Genomic DNA, 19,479 nt, shown 5'->3' with positions numbered 1-19,479 from the left:
TTAATTTTATTATATATACAATGAGCGATGCTTTAAAACATGAATGCGGTATAGCACTCATAAGACTTTTAAAACCATTAGAATACTATAAAGAAAAATATGGTACTGCATTTTATGGTGTAAATAAAATGTATTTAATGATGGAAAAACAACACAATCGCGGTCAAGATGGTGCTGGTTTTGCAAGTATTAAATTAGACACTCAGCCAGGCGAACGCTACATAAGCAGAGTAAGATCTAATGCTCAACAACCTATTCAAGATATATTCGCTCAGATTAACGAAAGAATAAATCAAGAATTAGTAGAACATCCAGAATATGCAGACGATGTAGAGCTACAAAAAAAACATATTCCTTATGTAGGAGAAGTACTTCTAGGTCATGTACGTTATGGTACATTTGGTAAAAATAGCGTAGAAAGTGTACACCCGTTTTTAAGACAAAACAACTGGATGCACAGAAACTTAATTCTTGCTGGAAACTTTAACATGACTAATGTTAATGAATTATTCGACAATTTAATTCGCATTGGTCAACATCCTAAAGAAAAGGCAGACACCATTACTATAATGGAGAAAATCGGTCATTTTTTAGACGATTCTGTTGCTAAAAAATACAAACAATTAAAAGCAGAAGGCTATTCTAAAACAGAATGCTCCCCTTTAATTGCCGAACGCTTAAATGTTGGTAAAATTTTAAAAAGAGCAGGGAAAAATTTCGACGGCGGTTTTGCTATGGCTGGAATGCTAGGTCATGGAGATTCTTTTGTATTACGTGATCCTGCTGGAATTAGACCAGCATATTATTACCAAGATGATGAAGTAGTTGTAGTCGCTTCAGAACGCCCTGTAATACAAACCGTTTTTAATGTAGATTTTGACAAGGTGAAAGAACTAGATCCCGGTCATGCTATTATCACAAAAAAATCTGGAAAAGTTAAAATTGAAAAGATTTTAGAACCTACAGAACGTAAAGCATGTTCTTTCGAACGTATTTATTTCTCTAGAGGAAGTGATGCTGAAATATATCAAGAACGTAAAACTTTAGGTAAATTATTAATGCCTAAAGTTCTTGAAACCATTAAGTACGACACTAAAAATTCGGTTTTCTCTTATATACCAAATACAGCAGAATCATCTTTTTATGGAATGATAGAATCTGTTGAAGATTACTTGAATAAAAGAAAAACCAAAGCCATAATTGAGGGTAAAAATTTATCTGAAGAACAAGTTACAGACATATTAAAGGAACGCCCTAGAATTGAAAAAATCGCAATTAAAGATGCTAAACTACGTACATTTATTACCGAAGATAGTAGTCGAGACGATTTAGTAGAACACGTTTACGATGTAACTTACGGTGTTATTAAAAACACCGACAACATTGTAATTATAGACGATAGTATTGTTCGTGGTACAACGCTTAAAAAAAGTATTATTAGAATGCTAGACCGCTTACACCCTAAACGTATTGTTGTTGTATCGTCTGCACCACAAATTCGTTATCCAGATTGTTACGGTATTGATATGGCTAATCTAGAAAGCTTAGTTGCTTTTAGAGCAATGTTAAGCTTACTTAAAGATCAAAATAAATATCATTTAATTGAAGAGACTTATAAAAAATGTATAGCTCAAGTAGATTTAAAAGATACTCTTGTTCAGAACTTTGTTAAGGATTTATACGATCAGTTTACAGATGATGAGTTATCTATTAAAATAGCCGAACTTATTTCTGATGAGACTATTAATGCTGAAGTGTATACCATTTTCCAAAGTGTTGAAAATTTAAATAAAGCATGTCCTAAGAATTTAGGTGACTGGTATTTTACAGGAAACTACCCAACTCCTGGTGGAAATCGTGTTGTAAATAGAGCCTATATTAATTTTTATGAAGGCAATAATCAACGTGCTTACTAATAAGGTTTTACAGTACTTCAAAGTAGCTTAAACACTACAAAAGCACATTTTACCTAATAATAATGCACTTAATCTAAAAGATTATCTGATAATACATAAATACTCTAATTTGCCATGACCATAACATAAGTAGGTTAAGTTCATGGTAGATTTGGGGCAAAAAAGGTGAACTAACGTTCACCTTTTTTATTTTTAAAATAATTCCATTCATTTTAAAACAAGAAAACACACATAACAATCTAGTATACTACAATTTATCCCATAAACGCTCCAATTACATTTACACTGCCATTTATCTAATAATTTAAAATCTAGTTATTAGCTCATTAATACACAACATATATATAAGAATAAAATTAAATAATAGATCACGTATTATTACCACTTCCTTAAATCAATATAACATAGTTTCTACTTAAAATTAATAGCTGTATCCCCAAAACATAGTAAAACTGCACGAGATTACCCCAAATATATGCAATATTAACTCTAGCTATTGGTAACATTAATTTAACGGTTAAAATACTATACAATCTTGCCAATATCGATGTTTTCTAACAATAATAACGCTCATATATTTGCAGTGTTAATCGTTAAGAAAAACAATTATGAAAAAATTTATCACATTTAGTATTTGTTTGTTAGTAATGACTTCTAGCATTGCATCAACTTATGCAAACATCTCTTTTTCTAAAAAAGACGATGGAACGAAAATGGAAATTACATTAACTTTAAATGATGTAAAGGCAGGACAGAAATTATCTATTAAAGACGAAAACGGAACTATTCTTTATAATAAAACAATTCAAAAATCTGGAGTTTATAATAATAGATTTGATTTATCAGCACTACCTAATGGTGATTACCATTTTGAACATGAAAAAGATCAATACACAAAATTAATTCCTTTTACTGTATCTTTTGGTGAAGTTAATTTTGACAAGGCTAACGAAAAAACAGTTTACAAGCCTATAGTAAAAATTAAAAATGATTACATATATGTATCTAAATTAGATTTAGATAAAAATGATGTAAAAATTGAGATTTATTACGCTGCTAAAAATAAAAATGAATTCAAATTAGTACACTCTGATAATGTTTCAAACACAGTAAAAATAGAGCGTGCATACCGCTTATCAGAATTACACAAAGGAAAATACAAAGTTATAATCAATAGTAACGGTAAAAGCTACATTGAAAACTTTAAAATATAGTTTTAAATAAATAGTATTTCATTATACTATTAAATTTAGTTAGTTTGTTTGTAAGAGTGGGACTGGTTATCTCACTCTTTTTTTATGCCTAATAGTTAACAAAAAACTAAACCCATATTCTTATAATTAAAGTTTCAATAATCTACAAATTCTACACCACTACTAAAAAGTTACGTTTACTAAAACGTATTTATTGTACAGACTCAGAAACACACCTTTATTAGCAACTGTCACTACACTCACTTACATAAAAGGCAGGCCCTACACCCTATTGAACATCTTTAAATAATTATAAAATGTCACTACATTATAATTATCCTAATATTCGAAATAACGAATAAATAATTACTTAAATAACGAATTAAAAATTTAATACTCATATTTTTAACGAAATAAAGCTAAAAACAGTAAAAAAAAAGTAATTAGGAAATACACCTCATTTAGATTACCTATATATTTAGACAAGAAAACAATGTAAATAATTATAAAACAGCTTTCGATAAAAAAAGTTTAGAAGGCGAATATCATTATTCTTTATTTAATCTTATTTACATTATAGTTTTCTATAATTATCAAGAAAGAATCCCTAATAATTAACACTAAAAAAAAGAGTACTAGATGAAACAAAGATTACTATTTTTAATACTTCTTATGGCTAGTAGCAGCCTCTTAAAAGCACAAGATTACTTTCCAGAAAGCAAAGGTGTAAAATCTAACAACCATAATTACACAGCTTTTACAAATGCAAAAATTTATATAACTCCAACTACCATTATAGAATCTGGTACGTTATTAATTAAAGACGGTAAAGTTGTTACTGCTGCGGCTCAAGTTACACTTCCTAAAAACACGGTAATTATTAATGCCGAAAACAAAACTATTTATCCTTCGTTTATAGATGTGTACTCCGATTTTGGAGTAACAACACCAAAACGCACAGGAGGTCGAGGCCGATCTGCACAGTATGATGCTACCAGAGACGGATTTTATTGGAACGATCATATTATGCCAGAAACAGATGCTGTAGATGTTTTTGAATATGATAGTAAAAAAGCAAAAGAATTACTTGAAGCTGGTTTTGGTACTGTAAACACACATCTACAAGATGGTATTGCACGAGGAACCGGTGTTCTAGTAACATTAAACGAAAACGGAACTAATGCAGACCGAATTTTAAACGATCGTTCTGCTCAATATTTTTCGTTCACTAAAAGTGTTATCAAAACACAATCCTACCCATCTTCTTTAATGGGAACCACTGCGTTATTAAGACAGTTTTATCACGATGCAGACTGGTATGCGAAAGGTAATATAGATATTACAGACCGTTCTTTAGAAGCTTTAAATAATAATAAAGCACTTGTTCAAATATTTGATGCAAGCTCTAAAAGTAATGTATTAAGAGCCGACAAAATTGGTGATGCATTTGGCATTCAATACACCATTCTTGGAGGTGGAGATGAATACGAAATGGTTTCGGCTATAAAAGCTACAAATGCTAAATTAATTTTACCTTTAAATTTCCCTGATGCTTACGATGTATCAGATCCGTTTAGTGAAACATTTATATCTCTATCAGATATGCGCCATTGGAATCAAGCTCCTGCTAATCCAAAAATATTGGCAGATAATGGTATAATATTTTCATTCACTTTAAACAGTTTAAAACAAACTAAAGAGTTTAAAGAAAAACTTACAGAAGCAATAGAACGAGGACTTTCTAAAACAAGAGCTTTAGAAGCATTAACAACTGTTCCTGCTCAAATATTAGGACAATCTAACCGAATTGGAGCATTACAAAAAGGAATGGAAGCTAATTTTATTATTACCTCCGGAGACTACTTTGATAAAGAAACCATTTTATATGAAAACTGGGTACAAGGGAAAAAGAATCTTATTAAAACAGCCAACACAAACGACATAAGAGGAGAATATACAATTACAGCAAATTCGAAAGTGTTCAACCTTTCAATTAAAGGCTCTGCAGACAACCCAAAAGCAACCATAAAGCAAGACTCAACAACTTTAGATTCTAAATTTAAATTTGAAAACAACTGGCTAAATATGTCCTTTTCAGACCATTCTTCAGAAACATATAGATTTTCATCTTTAATTACATCAAATACAGATGTGTTTACAGGAAAAGTTGTAACAATAAGTGGAGAAGATAGCTTTAAAGCAAAAAAAATAGCGCCGTTTGAAAACAAAGAACAGAAAGATAAAACGGAAAAACCTACAGAAATAGTTCCTGTAACTTATCCAAATATTGGTTATGGAAACTTAGAACTACCAAAACAAGAAACCATTTTATTTAAAAATGCAACAGTTTGGACGAGTGAAGACCAAGGGATATTAACACATACAGACGTTTTAGTTAAAGATGGTAAAATAGCTAAAATTGGCAAAGACCTTTCTGCTGGAAGAGCAAAAGTAATTGATGCTACCGGAAAACATTTAACTGCAGGTATCATTGATGAACACAGTCATATTGCAGCACTATCTATTAACGAATCTGGTCATAATTCTTCAGCAGAAGTAACCATGGAAGATGTTGTAGATCCAGACGATATTAGTATTTATTACGCACTTGGCGGGGGTGTTACCTCGTTACAATTATTACACGGTTCGGCTAATCCTATTGGTGGGCGTTCTGCGATACTAAAATTAAAATGGGGAGAAACTGCAGAGAATATGATATACGACAATTCTCCTAAGTTTATAAAATTCGCTTTAGGTGAAAACGTAAAGCAAAGTAATTGGGGAAGCACAAACAGGTTTCCTCAAACACGAATGGGAGTAGAACAAGTATTTATTAACTATTTCCAACGCGCCAAAGAATATGGCGAAAAGAAAAAAAGCGGAACACCTTATCGTTACGACGAAGAAATGGAAACCCTTTTAGAAATCCTTAACGGAGAACGTTTTATTAGCTGTCATTCTTACGTGCAAAGTGAGATTAACATGTTAATGAAAGTGGCTGAAAAATTCGACTTTAAAATAAACACTTTTACACATATTTTAGAAGGTTATAAAGTAGCCGATAAAATGGCAGAACACGGTGTTGGAGCTGCAACATTTAGCGACTGGTGGGCATACAAGTTTGAAGTAAATGATGCGATACCATATAACGCTGCAATAATGCAACAACAAGGCATTACTGTAGCAATTAACAGTGATGATCAGGAGATGATTAGACGATTAAATCAAGAAGCTGGAAAGACTGTAAAATACGGAGGAATGACCGAATTAGAAGCTTGGAAAATGGTAACTATAAATCCTGCAAAATTATTACATCTAGACGAAAGAGTTGGAAGTATTAAAAAAGGAAAAGACGCAGATCTTGTACTTTGGAACGACAATCCTATGTCTATTTATGCTAAAGCTGAAAAAACACTAATTGAAGGTGTTGTGTATTTTGATAGCGAAAAAGACAAATTACAACGTGAAAGCATAAAAAAAGAACGTTCTAAGTTAATTAATTTAATGCTTCAAGAAAAGTCTAAGGGTAAAAAGACACAAAAACCAACAGGCAAGAGAAAAGAAGAAATGACTTGCGAATCACTATAAAATAAAGAACTATAATGAAAACATATAAAAACATATTAGTGCTAGTCGTTTTGTTTAGTGTAGCCTTTTCTTGGGCACAACAAACTCCAGCATCAGTTCAAAAAGAAGCTATAACTATAGAAGGCGCAACGGCACATTTAGGAAACGGAACCATCATAGAGAATTCACTTATCATGTTCGAAGAAGGCGCGTTAACCTTCGTTGGTGATGCAAAAATGAAAATTGCTAGAAAAGGAAAAAAAATTAACGGTACAGGAAAACATATTTACCCAGGTTTTATTGCTCCGACAAAAGCCCTAGGATTAATAGAAATTAACGCGGTTAGAGCAAGTAAAGATGAAGATGAAATAGGAGAATTTATTCCTCATGTACGCAGTTTAATTGCTTATAATGCCGAATCTAAAGTAGTAGAAAGCATGCGTCCTAATGGTGTGTTGCTAGCTCAGATAACTCCTCAAGGTGGAGATATTTCTGGAACATCATCTATTGTACAATTAGATGCTTGGAATTGGGAAGACGCCGCAGTGAAAGTAGACGATGGTATTCACTTACATTGGCCAAGTAGTTATAAATTTAATCGCAGAGGTGAAGATAGAGGTTATAAACCAAACGATACATATCAAAAAACAATAGCAAAAATCACAAGCTTTTTACAGGATTCGAAAGCATATGGTGAAACAGTCTCTAAAGAAGAAAACAGCCCTTTTAAAGCCATGCAAGGATTGTATAGCGGCTCTCAAAAACTATACATATATGCTGATGGAGAAAAAGAGATAATAGATGCTATAACGTTAGCTGAAAACGAAGGAATAAAAAGTATTGTTTTAGTGGGCGGATATGAAGCTTATAAAATAACCGATTTTTTAAAACAACACAACATTCCTGTTTTAGTACAAGCTACACATAACAGACCTAAATTTGAAGATGAGGATTACGACTTACCATACAAACTTCCTAAACTATTAACAGATGCAGGTTTACTAGTAGGAATACAAAATGCAGAAAGTGAGAACTTCCAAACAAGAAATCTACCATTTTATGCTGGCCAAGTTGCAGGACAAGGATTAGATAAAGAGCGTGCACTATCTTTAATTACAAGAAATACAGCAAAAATATTAGGTATAGACAACATGTACGGAACTCTAGAAGTAGGTAAAAGTGCTACATTATTTATATCTGAAGGTGATGCTTTAGATATGAGAACTAATCAGCTTATAAATGCTTTTATAGATGGTCGTGAAATTTCATTAGAAACACACCAAACTGAACTATGGAAACGATATATGAATAAATATGAAAACGAATAAACGCCTAATAAGTTAAAAGTGTATTAATACATATAATAAAGAGTGAGGTTTTTATCTCACTCTTTTTTTGTCCCAAACTTAGAATGAAAAAGATAAAATTATACACTTATAAAAAACACATAATAGTATAATATATCATAAATTAACTCAAACCTATACTAAATTAACCCAATAATCTCTTCACACTAAATAACTGGTTAAAATAGAATATAAAGTAGCCAATATTGATGTTTTGCAACACCTGCTATCTATCTATCTTTGACATATGTTAATAGATAAAAAATTAATTATGAAAAAAATAATGACACTTAGTATTTGCTTGTTGGTAGTCGCTACCAGCTTTGCATCAGGATTTGCAAGCAACTTGTCATCTGATTTTGACGGAAGAAGAGACATGGAGATTACATTAACATTAGACAATGTAAAAGAAGGACAACAATTATATATTAAAGACATTAAAGGATTTATTCTTTACAATAAAACTTTTAAAACTTCTGGAAGTGTAAATAACACTTTCGACTTTTCAACATTGCCAAATGGAGTATATTTTTTCGAACATGAAAAAGCATATCAAGTTAAAGTGATTCCTTTTAATGTTAAAGACGGAGAAGTAAGATTTTCTCCAAACGAAAAAGTAATTTACAAACCAGCTGTTAATGTTAAAAACAACATTGTATATTTATCTAAATTAGAATTAGATAAAAAAGATGTAACTGTTACGCTTTTATTTGAAAAAGACAATCATTACGATGTCATTAATAAAGAAAAATTTACAGATACAGCAAATATTCAACGTGCATATAACTTATCTAAAAAAGAATCTGGAAACTACAAAGTGGTTGTTAAAGCTAACGGTAGAGAATTCGTAGAATACTTCAGCATCTAAAATTTAATTAGATTCAAAATATTTAAAGCGTGAACTTATAGAAGTTCACGCTTTTTTTTTGTTTATAAGGTTCTGAACTTAATAAATTAAACTAGATCTATTCATTTATAATAATGATCTCAAGAATTAATTAAATCAATATTTAATCAGATTCAAAGCAAAACATAATTGCAGTATTAATTAAAAGATCTACATATTAAATTAAGGCCGTTTGAATAGCATCTATATTCAATATCAAACAAAAAATGTAATACACTAGTTCCTGAAATATTCAACACATCATATATAAAAGAACAAGCCTGTAATCTGAAGTTAATTTTACATAGCTAAGCATATCTTTAACAAACTGAAAATATAAATTATATAAGGAATTACCCCTAACCTATACTAAATTAACCCAATAATCTCTTCACACTAAATAACTGGTTAAAATAGAATATAAAGTAGCCGATATTGATGTTTTGTAACACCTGCTATCTATTTATCTTTGACATATGTTAATAAATAAAAAATTAATTATGAAAAAAATAATGACACTTAGTATTTGCTTGTTGGTAGTCGCTACCAGCTTTGCATCAGGATTTGCGAGCAACTTGTCATCTGATTTTGATGGAAGAAGAGACATGGAGATTACATTAACATTAGACAATGTAGAAGCTGGTCAACTATTATATATTAAAGACACTAAAGGGTTTATTCTTTATAATAAAACTTTTAAAACTTCTGGAAGTGTAAATAACACTTTCGACTTTTCATCACTACCTAATGGAACGTATTTTTTCGAACACGAAAAATCAAATCAAATTAAAGTAATTCCTTTTAATGTTAAAACAGGAGAAGTAACATTCTCTCCAAACGAAAAAGTAATTTACAAACCAGTTGTTAAAGTAAAAAATAACACTGTTTACTTATCTAAATTAGAATTAGATAAAAAAGATGTAACTGTTACTCTTTCATTTGACAACAATAACAATTACGAAGTCATTAATAAAGAAAAATTTACAGATACAGCAAATATTCAACGTGCATATAACTTATCTAAAAAAGAATCAGGAAACTACAAAGTGGTTGTTAAAGCTAACGGTAGAGAATTCGTAGAATACTTCAGCATCTAAAATTTAATTAGATTCAAAATATTTAAAGCGTGAACTTATAGAAGTTCACGCTTTTTTTTGTTTATAAGGTTCTGAACTTAATAAATTAAACTAGATCTATTCATCTATAATAATGATCTTCAAGAATTAATTAAATCAATATTTAATCAGATTCAAAAGCAAAACATAATTGCAGTATTAATTAAAAGATCTACATATTAAGTTGAGGCCGTTTGAATAGCATCTAAATTCAATATCAAATTAAAAGTGTAATACACTAGATATTCAACACATCATATATAAAAGAACAAGCCTGTAATCTGAAGTTAATTTTACATAGCAAAAAACATCACTAGCAAGCTAAAAATGTAAATTATATAAAGAATTACCCCCAACCTATACTAAATTAACCCAACAATCTACATACATGAAATCACTGGTTAAAATAGAATATAAAGTAGCCAATATTGATGTTTTGTAACACCTGCTATCTATTTATCTTTGACATATGTTAATAGATAAAAAATTAATTATGAAAAAAATAATGACACTTAGTATTTGCTTGTTGGTAGTCGCTACCAGCTTTGCATCAGGATTTGCGAGCAACTTGTCATCTGATTTTGACGGAAGAAGAGACATGGAGATTACATTAACATTAGACAATGTAGAAGCTGGTCAACTATTATATATTAAAGACACTAAAGGGTTTATTCTTTATAATAAAACTTTTAAAACTTCTGGAAGTGTAAATAACACTTTCGACTTTTCAACGTTACCTAATGGAACGTATTTTTTCGAACACGAAAAATCAAATCAAATTAAAGTAATTCCTTTTAATGTTAAAACAGGAGAAGTAACATTTTCTCCAGACGTAAAAGTAATCTTTAAACCAATTGTAAAAGTTAAAAACAATTTAGTTTACTTATCTAAATTAGAATTAGATAAAAAAGATGTAACTGTTACACTTTCATTTGACAACAATAACAATTACGAAGTCATTAATACTGAGAAATTCACAGATACAGCAAATATTCAACGTGTATATAGCTTATCTAAAGAAGTAAAAGGAAACTACAAAGTAGTCGTTAAAACTAACGGTAGAGAATTCGTAGAATACTTCAGCATCTAAAATTTAATTAGATTCAAAATATCTTAAAGAGTGAACTTTTAAAAGTTCACTCTTTTTTTGTTTAAAAGGTTTTGGTTTTAATGAATAAAACGGGGTTCCTTCTTTTATCATTATTTTAACCAAATTAGATATCTGCTTTAAAACAGTTTCTACCTAATCTAAAATCAACCAGAATTTCATCTAAAAAGTGCTGTTTTAAGTCGGAGTAGTTTACATTAAGATGTAAGAAAATATTGGGAATAACATTTATCTAATATTCAGTTAAACTAAAAGACAATTTAGCACAGCTTACAAATCTACCTATAAGCTGTAAAACCACGTTATATCTAAGATTACCTAAAACATATACTAAATTAACTTCATATTTAGATAACGCTAATTTAACGGTTAAAATAGAATATAAAGTAGCCAATATTGATGTTTTGCAACAGCCGATAACCCTCTATATTTGAACAAGTTAAATAATCAAAAAAAATAAATATTTAATTATGAAAAAAGTAATCACACACAGTATTTGCATGTTAGTTATGGTTACTAGCATCGCAACAGGTTTCGCCAACAACCTTTCTTCTTTAAAAGTAGAAAAAGAAAGCATGGAAATCACGTTAACATTAGACAACGTAAAAGCAGGACAACAATTATCTATTAAAGATATATATGGATTAGTACTTTATAAAAAAACTATAAAACAAGAAGGTCTTTTTAGTAATAAATTTGACTTAACAGCATTACCTAACGGGAAATACTTTTTTGAATACGAAAAGGATTTTCAAATTAAAATTATTCCTTTTAAAGTCGCTTTAAACGAAGTAACATTCGAGAAAGGGAAAGAGAAAACTATTTTTAAACCCGTTTTAAAAATTAAAGACAATTATTTATACTTTTCTAAATTAGATTTAGGAAAAGAAAATGTAGAAATAAACATTTTTTATGAGAGCAACAGAAACAGTTCTGGATATGACTTAGTATGTAATGAAGAATTTACAGACTCTACTAAAATAGAACGCATCTATAGCTTTAAAAAAATACACGAAGGAAAATACAAAGTAGTCGTTACCGCTAACGGCAGAAATTACGTAGAATACTTCAGCATCTAAAACTGGTAACCTTTTACCAACTAACTTGAGTGGACTGTTAACAGTCCACTCTTTTTTATGTTTATTTTCCTGTAAATTCTGCTTTACGTTTTTCTAAAAATGCAGTAGTACCTTCCTTAAAATCTTCGGTTCCAAAACATTTACCAAAACCTTTAATTTCTTTTTTATAACCATTAACTCCCGATTTAAAACCAGAGTTAATCGCTTTAATAGCTTCACCGATTGCTTTTGGCGAATTATTTTTAATTTTACGAGCAATGTCTTCACAAAAAGATAATAATTCATCCTGAGCAACAACATGATTAACTAGACCATAACTTAAAGCTTGTTCTGCATTAATCATACCGCCCGTCATTATCATTTCCATAGCACGTCCTTTACCAATTAATTGAGGTAAACGTTGCGTACCACCATAACCAGGAATAACACCTAAAGACACTTCTGGTAATCCCATTTTAGCATTTTCACTAGCAACCCTAAAATGACAAGCCATTGCTAACTCCAAACCACCACCTAAAGCGAAGCCATTAACCGCTGCAATAACGGGTGTAGATAAATTCTGAACAAAATCAAATAGCATCTCATGTCCTTTTGCAGCAAGTTTAGCACCTTTTTCTTTATCAAAACCTGCAAATTCACTAATATCTGCACCTGCAACAAACGCTTTTTCTCCATTTCCGGTTACAATAATAACTCGTGTATCATTGTCTTCATCTGCAGCTTTAAAAGCACGGTGCAATTCTTTAATTGTTGCTTTGTTTAAGGCATTTAATTTTGTTGGTCTGTTAATGGTTATTGTAGTAATACCATCTTGAAATTCTGATAAAATGTTAAAAATCATAATTTATTTTTTAGGAAAGGTAACCACAAACGTCGTACCCTTGGTTAGTTGTGTATTAAAAGTAATATGTCCATTATGGGTTTCTAGTATATTCTTAACCATTGCTAAACCAAGTCCCATACCTCCAGATTTAGTTGTAAATTTAGGTTCGAAAACGCTCGTTTTATTTTCTTCTTCAATTCCAATTCCATTATCTGAGACCGTAATTTTTATAATGTTATCCTGTAAAGATACATGTACTACAATTTTAGGAATACGATCGTCGGGAATGGATTGAATGGCATTTTTAACCAAATTAGTAACAATTCTAATTAGTTGTGTTTTATCGAAAGTTGTAATAATTTCTTCACGTTCTGCTAGAAATACAATGTAATCCTTATTAAAGATATCTAAAGATAAACGTACCGTATTTACAACATTTAGTGTTTCATTTTGCTGAGCGGGCATATTAGCAAAGTTTGAAAATGCTGATGCAATAGAACTCATAGTATCTATTTGCTGAATTAAAGTCTCTGAATATTCTTCTACTTTATGATGAATATCAGGATCATCTGGTCTAAACTTACGCTGAAAATTCTGAACACTTAATCGCATTGGCGTTAACGGGTTTTTAATCTCGTGTGCAACTTGTTTAGCCATTTCTCGCCACGCTTGTTCCCGTTCGCTTTTTGCCAATTGCTTAGCACTATCTTCCAACTGATCGATCATACTATTGTACGCTTCTACCAATGTCGAAATTTCTTCACTCGCATCTTCAACATCAATACGTGCATTACGTTTTTCTAACGTGGTACTATTAATTTTATCACTTATTGTTTTAATAGATTTAGTAATATAATTAGCCAAGAAAAACGCAATAGCTGTGGCTAAAGCCAACATAAATAAATATGCATAACTTATACGCTCTAAAAATTCGTCTAACTCTTTAGCAAGAAAATCATCGTCCTCTAAATAAGGTAAATTCAGAATTGCAAGCGGCTTAAATTTCTGATCTGTAATATATGAATAAGACGATTGGTATATTTTATTATTCTCAGTACGTTTCTCTACAAAAGTATGTTTTGCAGTATTAGAAAGTGTATTTAAAATATCGGTATTTACACAATGAGGTATAGAATCTTGAGAAAAACCAGCTCGAGAAGATGTTAATATAGAGCCATCTAAATCGTAAATATTAACTTGTAAGTTATGAATACTTGCTATCTCGTAAATCTTATCTTTAAAAATATACGGAAGCTTTTCTGTTTTAACTTCGTAAGAGGTTTGCTTAATTATATAATTAATATGCGATTTTATATTCTTCTCCTTACGTTCTAATCGTTGTTGGTGGTAATCAATCGCCTCTTCTCCATATTGATAAATAGCAACACCTACTATTAAAACAGAGGCTAACACAACCACAAAAAGCATAGCCACAAATATGCGAAGTCGTAAAGATATTTTTTTAAGTTTCATAAGATTTTACCGTGTCCTATAGGCAACAATAATCAAGCCATTGTTTACGCATTCGGATTTTTAGCACGTATACGTTTATAGACTTTAAAACCTAGCATAATAAGCACACCAAGCAGAAAAATTCCTACAACTCCAAAAATCCAATTAAAAGTACTTTTTAAAATTACCAAAAATACAACAGCAAAAAGAATAAAAGTCGCACCTTCATTCCAAAGCCTCATATAACTAGAACTTTTTCTCACATCGTCGCGCTGTAATTGTTTAAAATATTGATGTGTTTTTAAATGATAAATAAACAATAATATAACAAAACCTAATTTTACATGCATCCAAGGTTGTTGCAGCCAAGCAGGCATAAGAATGAGTAACCAAATAGCAAATATTGTTGCCAAAATAGCCGATGGCCAAGTAATAATGTTCCATAATCGCCTAGTCATTAACTTCAACTGTGTTCCTAAAATCTCCTTATCAGGAGAGGGCTTGTGAAATGATTCTATTTGATAGACAAACAATCTAGGAATATAAAAAAGACCTGCAAACCAAGTGATAACAAAAATAAGATGAAGCGATTTTATATAATTATAATATTCCATAACAAATGGTTTAAGTTGTAATTGTACTCTTTGTAATTAAATCTGTTTTTATTTCTCTTCTTAAAAAATAGCCGGTAACAATGGTAGATAATACATCTGAAATGGGAAACGACATCCATACGCCTAATTCACCATAAAAATTCGGTAAAATTAAAATTAGCGGAATAAAGAAAAAACCTTGACGTGTTAATGTTAAAAGTAAAGCAGGTTTAGCTTTACCAATAGCCTGAAAATACGCAGCTCCAATTAATTGCAAAGCTATAATTGGTGTTGCCGCAAACACCCAGCGCATGGCATATGGTGTCTCTTTTAATACTTCAGGGTCTTGCGTAAACATTCTTGTAATACTTTCTGGAAATGCCATAAGTAACACAAATACAATTGTAGCTAAAATAGCGGCATATTTAATGGCTATATTTATAGATAAGCGAACACGATCGTATTGTTCTGCACCATAGTTATATCCTGCAATGGGTAAAAACCCTTGAGTAACACCTAAAACAGGAAATAAAGCAAACATAAGCATGCGTCCAACAATAGCATAAGCAGTAACCGAAACTTCTCCGCCTATATCAAATAAAATATTATTCATAAATAAATACATAACACTAACCACAGCCTGACGTGCAAGTGTTACAAAGCCAAGTGTGGCGATTTCAGAAATTACATGCCATTTTAATCGTAAATACGACCAATTTATTTTTAAAACTGTTTTATCATTCAAGAAGAAATACCAAAATACATAAAGAAATCCTAGCACATTAGATCCTGTTGTAGCCCAAGCTGCGCCTGCCATACCTTGACCGAGAAGATTAATTAAGATATAATCGAAAATTAGATTCCCAAAAGCAGGAATCATCATGGCGTACATCGCAAATTTAGGATTCCCTTCTGCGCGAATCACATTATTTCCTACCATAGATAACCCAAGAAAAGGGACACCATATAATACAATGGTATAGTAAATTTTAGCAGGATCGAAAATATCGCCTTTACCTCCAAAAGCTAAAATAATTTCATGTTTAAAAAACAATCCTAAACACACAAAAATGGCGATAAGCAACACCGTTAAAGTAATCTGGTTCCCGAAAGTATCTAAGGCTTTTTCTTTATTTTTAGCACCTAAGGCTCTAGAAATAATTGAAGAACCACCAATACCTATAGACATTCCTAAAGCCGCTATAAAAAAAGATACAGGCAGTACTACATTTATAGCCGCTATGGCTATAGAACCTATCCAGTTTCCTACAAAAATAGTATCTACTAAAACATTTAAAGACATCACTAAGATACCTATAGATGCTGGCACAGATTGCCTAATTATAAGTTTACTTATAGATTCTGTACCTAAATCTACCGATACCTTATTTGTCATTTTTATTTTATAGCAGGTGTATTTGCCCAGTTGTTAATCCACTTTGCTAACAATCCAGACCATTCTGGTTCTTCATTTAAACAAGGAACAGTTGTAAACTCTTTTCCTCCTACTTCATGAAAAAGCTCTTGACCTTCCATAGCTATTTCTTCTAAAGTTTCTAAACAATCACTTACAAAAGCAGGAGTAATTATTGCAATATTCTTAGTTCCTTCTAACCCCATTCTCTCGATAGTTCTATCTGTATATGGTTGTAACCATGGATCAAATCCTAATCTAGATTGGAACGATGTTGAAAATGCTCCTTCTTGAAAACCAAGCTTCTCACCCACTAACCTAGTAACCTCCAAACATTGGTGTTTGTAACAAAATTCATGTGCTTTTGATGGTGTTTTACAACAAGAACCATCTAATTTACAATGGGATTTTGTAACATCACTTTTTCTAATATGACGTTCTGGAACACCATGATAAGAGAACAACACATGATCGTATGTTTTTCCTTCAAGATGATGTTTTATAGAATTACTTAACACTTCAATATAATCTGGTTTATTATAAAATGCTGGTAAATGATCTATTTTAAGATTTGGAAAATGGGCTTGACGAAGTTCTTCAGCTAACACTAAAATGGTTTCTGTAGTTGCCATTGCAAACTGAGGATACAGCGGTATTAAAAACACCTCTTCTACACCTTTATCTACCAACTCTTGAAGTCCTTTTTTTATAGTCATAGAACCATAACGCATAGCCAAAGCAACAGGATATTCTACTTCCTTTTGTACTTTAGCTTGCAAACGTTCTGAAATCACAATTAAGGGAGAACCTTCTTCCCACCATATTTTTTTATACGCTGCTGCAGAAGCTTTAGGTCTTGTTTTTAAAATAATTCCTTTTACAAGAGCTGCTCTAGCAATATATGGAAGATCGATAACACGCTCGTCCATTAAAAATTCACCCAAATATGTTTTTACATCTTTTGGTGTAGGACTCTCAGGAGATCCTAAATTAACTAGTAAAATTCCTTTCTTCATAACACAAAAGTACAATAGAAATTATGATCATTCTATATTCTAATCATAGTATTATCTTATAAACTATTAAATGAAATTGATTATAATTTATACTATAATTCAAAAAAAACTATTTGGACTTATCTTCCAATTTTTTAAGATAAGGCGAGACAGAAGCCTCTTCATTAGAATTACAATCTTGAAAAATGCCACAAGACACGCCTGGCCTTACTAAAGATTTAGCATTTTCATTTTTTGACCAAGCTTCAATTTCTGGAGATAAATATTTCATAACACACAAATTATCGGTTTAAACAATAGTTAATTCCTCCTAAAAGATGGGCTCTAAAATCGGTATCGTTATACGACTCTAATGTATGACCTAGGGCGGTGTAAAAAGAACGCCCGCCATCAAATTCTTGACACCAAGATACAGGATGATAATTTCCATTTTTACCACCTTCGTAAGAGGTTTCATCGACCATTAAAAGCGGATGAATATCTGGACTTATATTTTTAAAATTATACCACTCGTCAGAGTGCTTCCAATTGGACTTAAAATGTGTTGTTGATTTATGATTAGCATCTGTTACAACAACATTGGCTTCGCAAATTTTTGGATGATCTAAAAAATAAGCACCAACTAATTTCCCATACCAAGGCCAATTAAATTCTGTATCTGATGCTGCATGAACACCTAAAAAACTTCCTCCATCATTTATAAATGTTTTAAATGCTTCTTGTTGCTTTTCATCTAAAACGTCTCCTGTTGTATTTAAAAACACAACCAATTTGTAAGCTTTTAAAGCTTCAGAATTAAACACTTTAGCATCTTCAGTATGGGTAACTGTAAAATTGTTTTCGAGACCTAATGCTTCTAAAGTTTCTACTCCTATTTCTATAGCCTTATGCCTATATCCTTCAGTTTTAGAAAACACTAGAACCTGATCTGCTGGCGGGTTAATATTTGTTAACCAAGACAAAACTAAAACAATTACAAATTTCATATGTATTTAATTAGTGGATTGTAAATATTTTTTTGGTGTTGTACCATACTTCTTTTTGAATGCTGAAATAAAATGACTAGATGTACTATAGCCTACTTTTAAACCAACTTCATTTACATTTAAACCTCCAGTTTCAAGAAGTTTTCTTGCTTCTTCCATTTTATAATCGAAAAGGAAACTAAAAACAGAATCGCCATAAATTTGTTTAAATCCTTCTTTAAGCTTCTTAAGGCTCAGTCCTATCTCGTCTGCTAACTCTTGCAAACTTGGGGGTTCTGCCATTCTAGAAATAATAATATCTTTTGCTTTTCTAATTTTAATCACATTTGTTTCATCTACTAAAAACGGACATTGTTCTGTGTCTGCATCTTCACTTCTATTGAAATATAAACTTAACAATTCGTAAGCTTTTCCTTTAAAATACAAATTTTTAATAGACTCGTTCAAGTTATAATGTATCATTTGAGTAAGCACAATAGCCATAGAAGGCGAAATTTTTCCGTCTTTGTAGTATTTTTTATCCTTATTATCGTGACTTAAAAAGGTAATATAACCAGCCTCTTGCGAAAACAGACCATGAAATTCTTTAATAGAAATTAATACTGTAACCAACCAAGAATTAGGGCTAACCTCTAAATGAATAGGCAAATCCTGTTGCGGATTATATAAAAGCAATGAGTTTTCTTCATTTATATTTAATGTATAACTCCCCCGATTAAACTTAAAAGCAGAAGATCCTTTTAAACAAAAATGAAATTGTATAAAACTACTATCTATGGCTTTCTCTACTGTCTGGACTTCAAGCCCCTCATTTTTATAGGTTAACACTAAAAAACCTTGATCTACAAAAGTTTCATTAAACGTCCCTACAGCGATATTTTTAGATTCCATTTCCTTTAAATATAATTCGTTTTTATTTAGACACTTTCTAAACTAAGTCCAGCGAAAACGTTGTTATCCTAACAAAAGTATGATATTTATTACT

At 31.0% G+C, this 19,479-nt stretch carries 16 protein-coding genes; 8 read left to right on the top strand and 8 right to left on the bottom strand.

Annotated elements, in window-relative coordinates; genetic code table 11:
- Positions 1 to 20: 20 nt before the first annotated feature.
- The 8 genes from Q1B05_RS01155 to Q1B05_RS01120 all read left to right on the top strand — a co-directional run bounded on the left by Q1B05_RS01155 (position 21) and on the right by Q1B05_RS01120 (position 12,210).
- Complete coding sequence (locus Q1B05_RS01155) at positions 21 to 1,916, top strand: amidophosphoribosyltransferase (RefSeq protein WP_299776679.1); 1,896 nt, start codon at positions 21 to 23, stop codon at positions 1,914 to 1,916.
- A gap of 608 nt (positions 1,917 to 2,524) precedes the next feature.
- Positions 2,525 to 3,130: a hypothetical protein gene (locus Q1B05_RS01150; protein WP_299776677.1), complete on the top strand. Its 606-nt coding sequence runs from the start codon at positions 2,525 to 2,527 to the stop codon at positions 3,128 to 3,130.
- 618 nt (positions 3,131 to 3,748) lie between these two features.
- Positions 3,749 to 6,697 (top strand): amidohydrolase family protein, encoded by a 2,949-nt coding sequence (locus tag Q1B05_RS01145; protein WP_299776675.1) that lies wholly within the window; start codon positions 3,749 to 3,751, stop codon positions 6,695 to 6,697.
- A 14-nt stretch (positions 6,698 to 6,711) separates the two neighbouring features.
- The gene (locus tag Q1B05_RS01140) at positions 6,712 to 8,004 is read left to right on the top strand and encodes an amidohydrolase family protein (protein WP_299776673.1); all 1,293 of its coding nucleotides are present in this window, start codon (positions 6,712 to 6,714) and stop codon (positions 8,002 to 8,004) included.
- A gap of 289 nt (positions 8,005 to 8,293) precedes the next feature.
- Entirely contained in the window at positions 8,294 to 8,890 is a 597-nt protein-coding gene (locus tag Q1B05_RS01135) for a hypothetical protein (protein WP_299776671.1), read from the top strand.
- A 518-nt stretch (positions 8,891 to 9,408) separates the two neighbouring features.
- Positions 9,409 to 10,005: a hypothetical protein gene (locus Q1B05_RS01130; RefSeq protein ID WP_299776669.1), complete on the top strand. Its 597-nt coding sequence runs from the start codon at positions 9,409 to 9,411 to the stop codon at positions 10,003 to 10,005.
- Positions 10,006 to 10,516: 511 nt separating this feature from the next.
- A complete protein-coding gene (locus tag Q1B05_RS01125; protein ID WP_299776667.1) occupies positions 10,517 to 11,113 on the top strand; it encodes a hypothetical protein in 597 nt (198 codons plus the stop codon).
- A gap of 488 nt (positions 11,114 to 11,601) precedes the next feature.
- The gene (locus Q1B05_RS01120) at positions 11,602 to 12,210 is read left to right on the top strand and encodes a hypothetical protein (protein WP_299776664.1); all 609 of its coding nucleotides are present in this window, start codon (positions 11,602 to 11,604) and stop codon (positions 12,208 to 12,210) included.
- Between the two features lie 61 nt (positions 12,211 to 12,271).
- On the opposite strand, the gene Q1B05_RS01115 is transcribed toward Q1B05_RS01120, so the two are convergent.
- From Q1B05_RS01115 to Q1B05_RS01080, 8 genes are all read right to left on the bottom strand, one after another.
- Complete coding sequence (locus tag Q1B05_RS01115) at positions 12,272 to 13,054, bottom strand: enoyl-CoA hydratase-related protein (protein ID WP_299777459.1); 783 nt, start codon at positions 13,052 to 13,054, stop codon at positions 12,272 to 12,274.
- Positions 13,055 to 14,506 carry an ATP-binding protein gene (locus Q1B05_RS01110; protein WP_299776662.1) on the bottom strand — a complete coding sequence of 484 codons (1,452 nt, stop codon included), beginning with the start codon at positions 14,504 to 14,506 and terminating at the stop codon, positions 13,055 to 13,057.
- Positions 14,507 to 14,550: 44 nt separating this feature from the next.
- On the bottom strand, positions 14,551 to 15,099 hold the full coding sequence (locus Q1B05_RS01105; RefSeq protein WP_299776660.1) for a CopD family protein: 549 nt from the start codon (positions 15,097 to 15,099) through the stop codon (positions 14,551 to 14,553).
- A 10-nt stretch (positions 15,100 to 15,109) separates the two neighbouring features.
- Positions 15,110 to 16,474, bottom strand: coding sequence for an MATE family efflux transporter (locus Q1B05_RS01100; RefSeq protein WP_299776658.1), 1,365 nt, complete (start codon positions 16,472 to 16,474; stop codon positions 15,110 to 15,112).
- A gap of 2 nt (positions 16,475 to 16,476) precedes the next feature.
- Complete coding sequence (gene hemH / locus Q1B05_RS01095; protein WP_299776656.1) at positions 16,477 to 17,508, bottom strand: ferrochelatase; 1,032 nt, start codon at positions 17,506 to 17,508, stop codon at positions 16,477 to 16,479.
- 109 nt (positions 17,509 to 17,617) lie between these two features.
- The gene (locus Q1B05_RS01090) at positions 17,618 to 17,779 is read right to left on the bottom strand and encodes a hypothetical protein (RefSeq protein WP_299776654.1); all 162 of its coding nucleotides are present in this window, start codon (positions 17,777 to 17,779) and stop codon (positions 17,618 to 17,620) included.
- A gap of 10 nt (positions 17,780 to 17,789) precedes the next feature.
- Entirely contained in the window at positions 17,790 to 18,494 is a 705-nt protein-coding gene (locus Q1B05_RS01085; protein WP_299776652.1) for a ThuA domain-containing protein, read from the bottom strand.
- A 6-nt stretch (positions 18,495 to 18,500) separates the two neighbouring features.
- Positions 18,501 to 19,385, bottom strand: coding sequence for an AraC family transcriptional regulator (locus Q1B05_RS01080; protein WP_299776650.1), 885 nt, complete (start codon positions 19,383 to 19,385; stop codon positions 18,501 to 18,503).
- Positions 19,386 to 19,479 lie beyond the last annotated feature (94 nt).

Origin of the sequence: uncultured Formosa sp., from assembly GCF_947500765.1 — a bacterium.
Lineage (GTDB): Bacteria > Bacteroidota > Bacteroidia > Flavobacteriales > Flavobacteriaceae > Formosa.
This window is presented reverse-complemented; position numbering and strand designations above follow the sequence as displayed.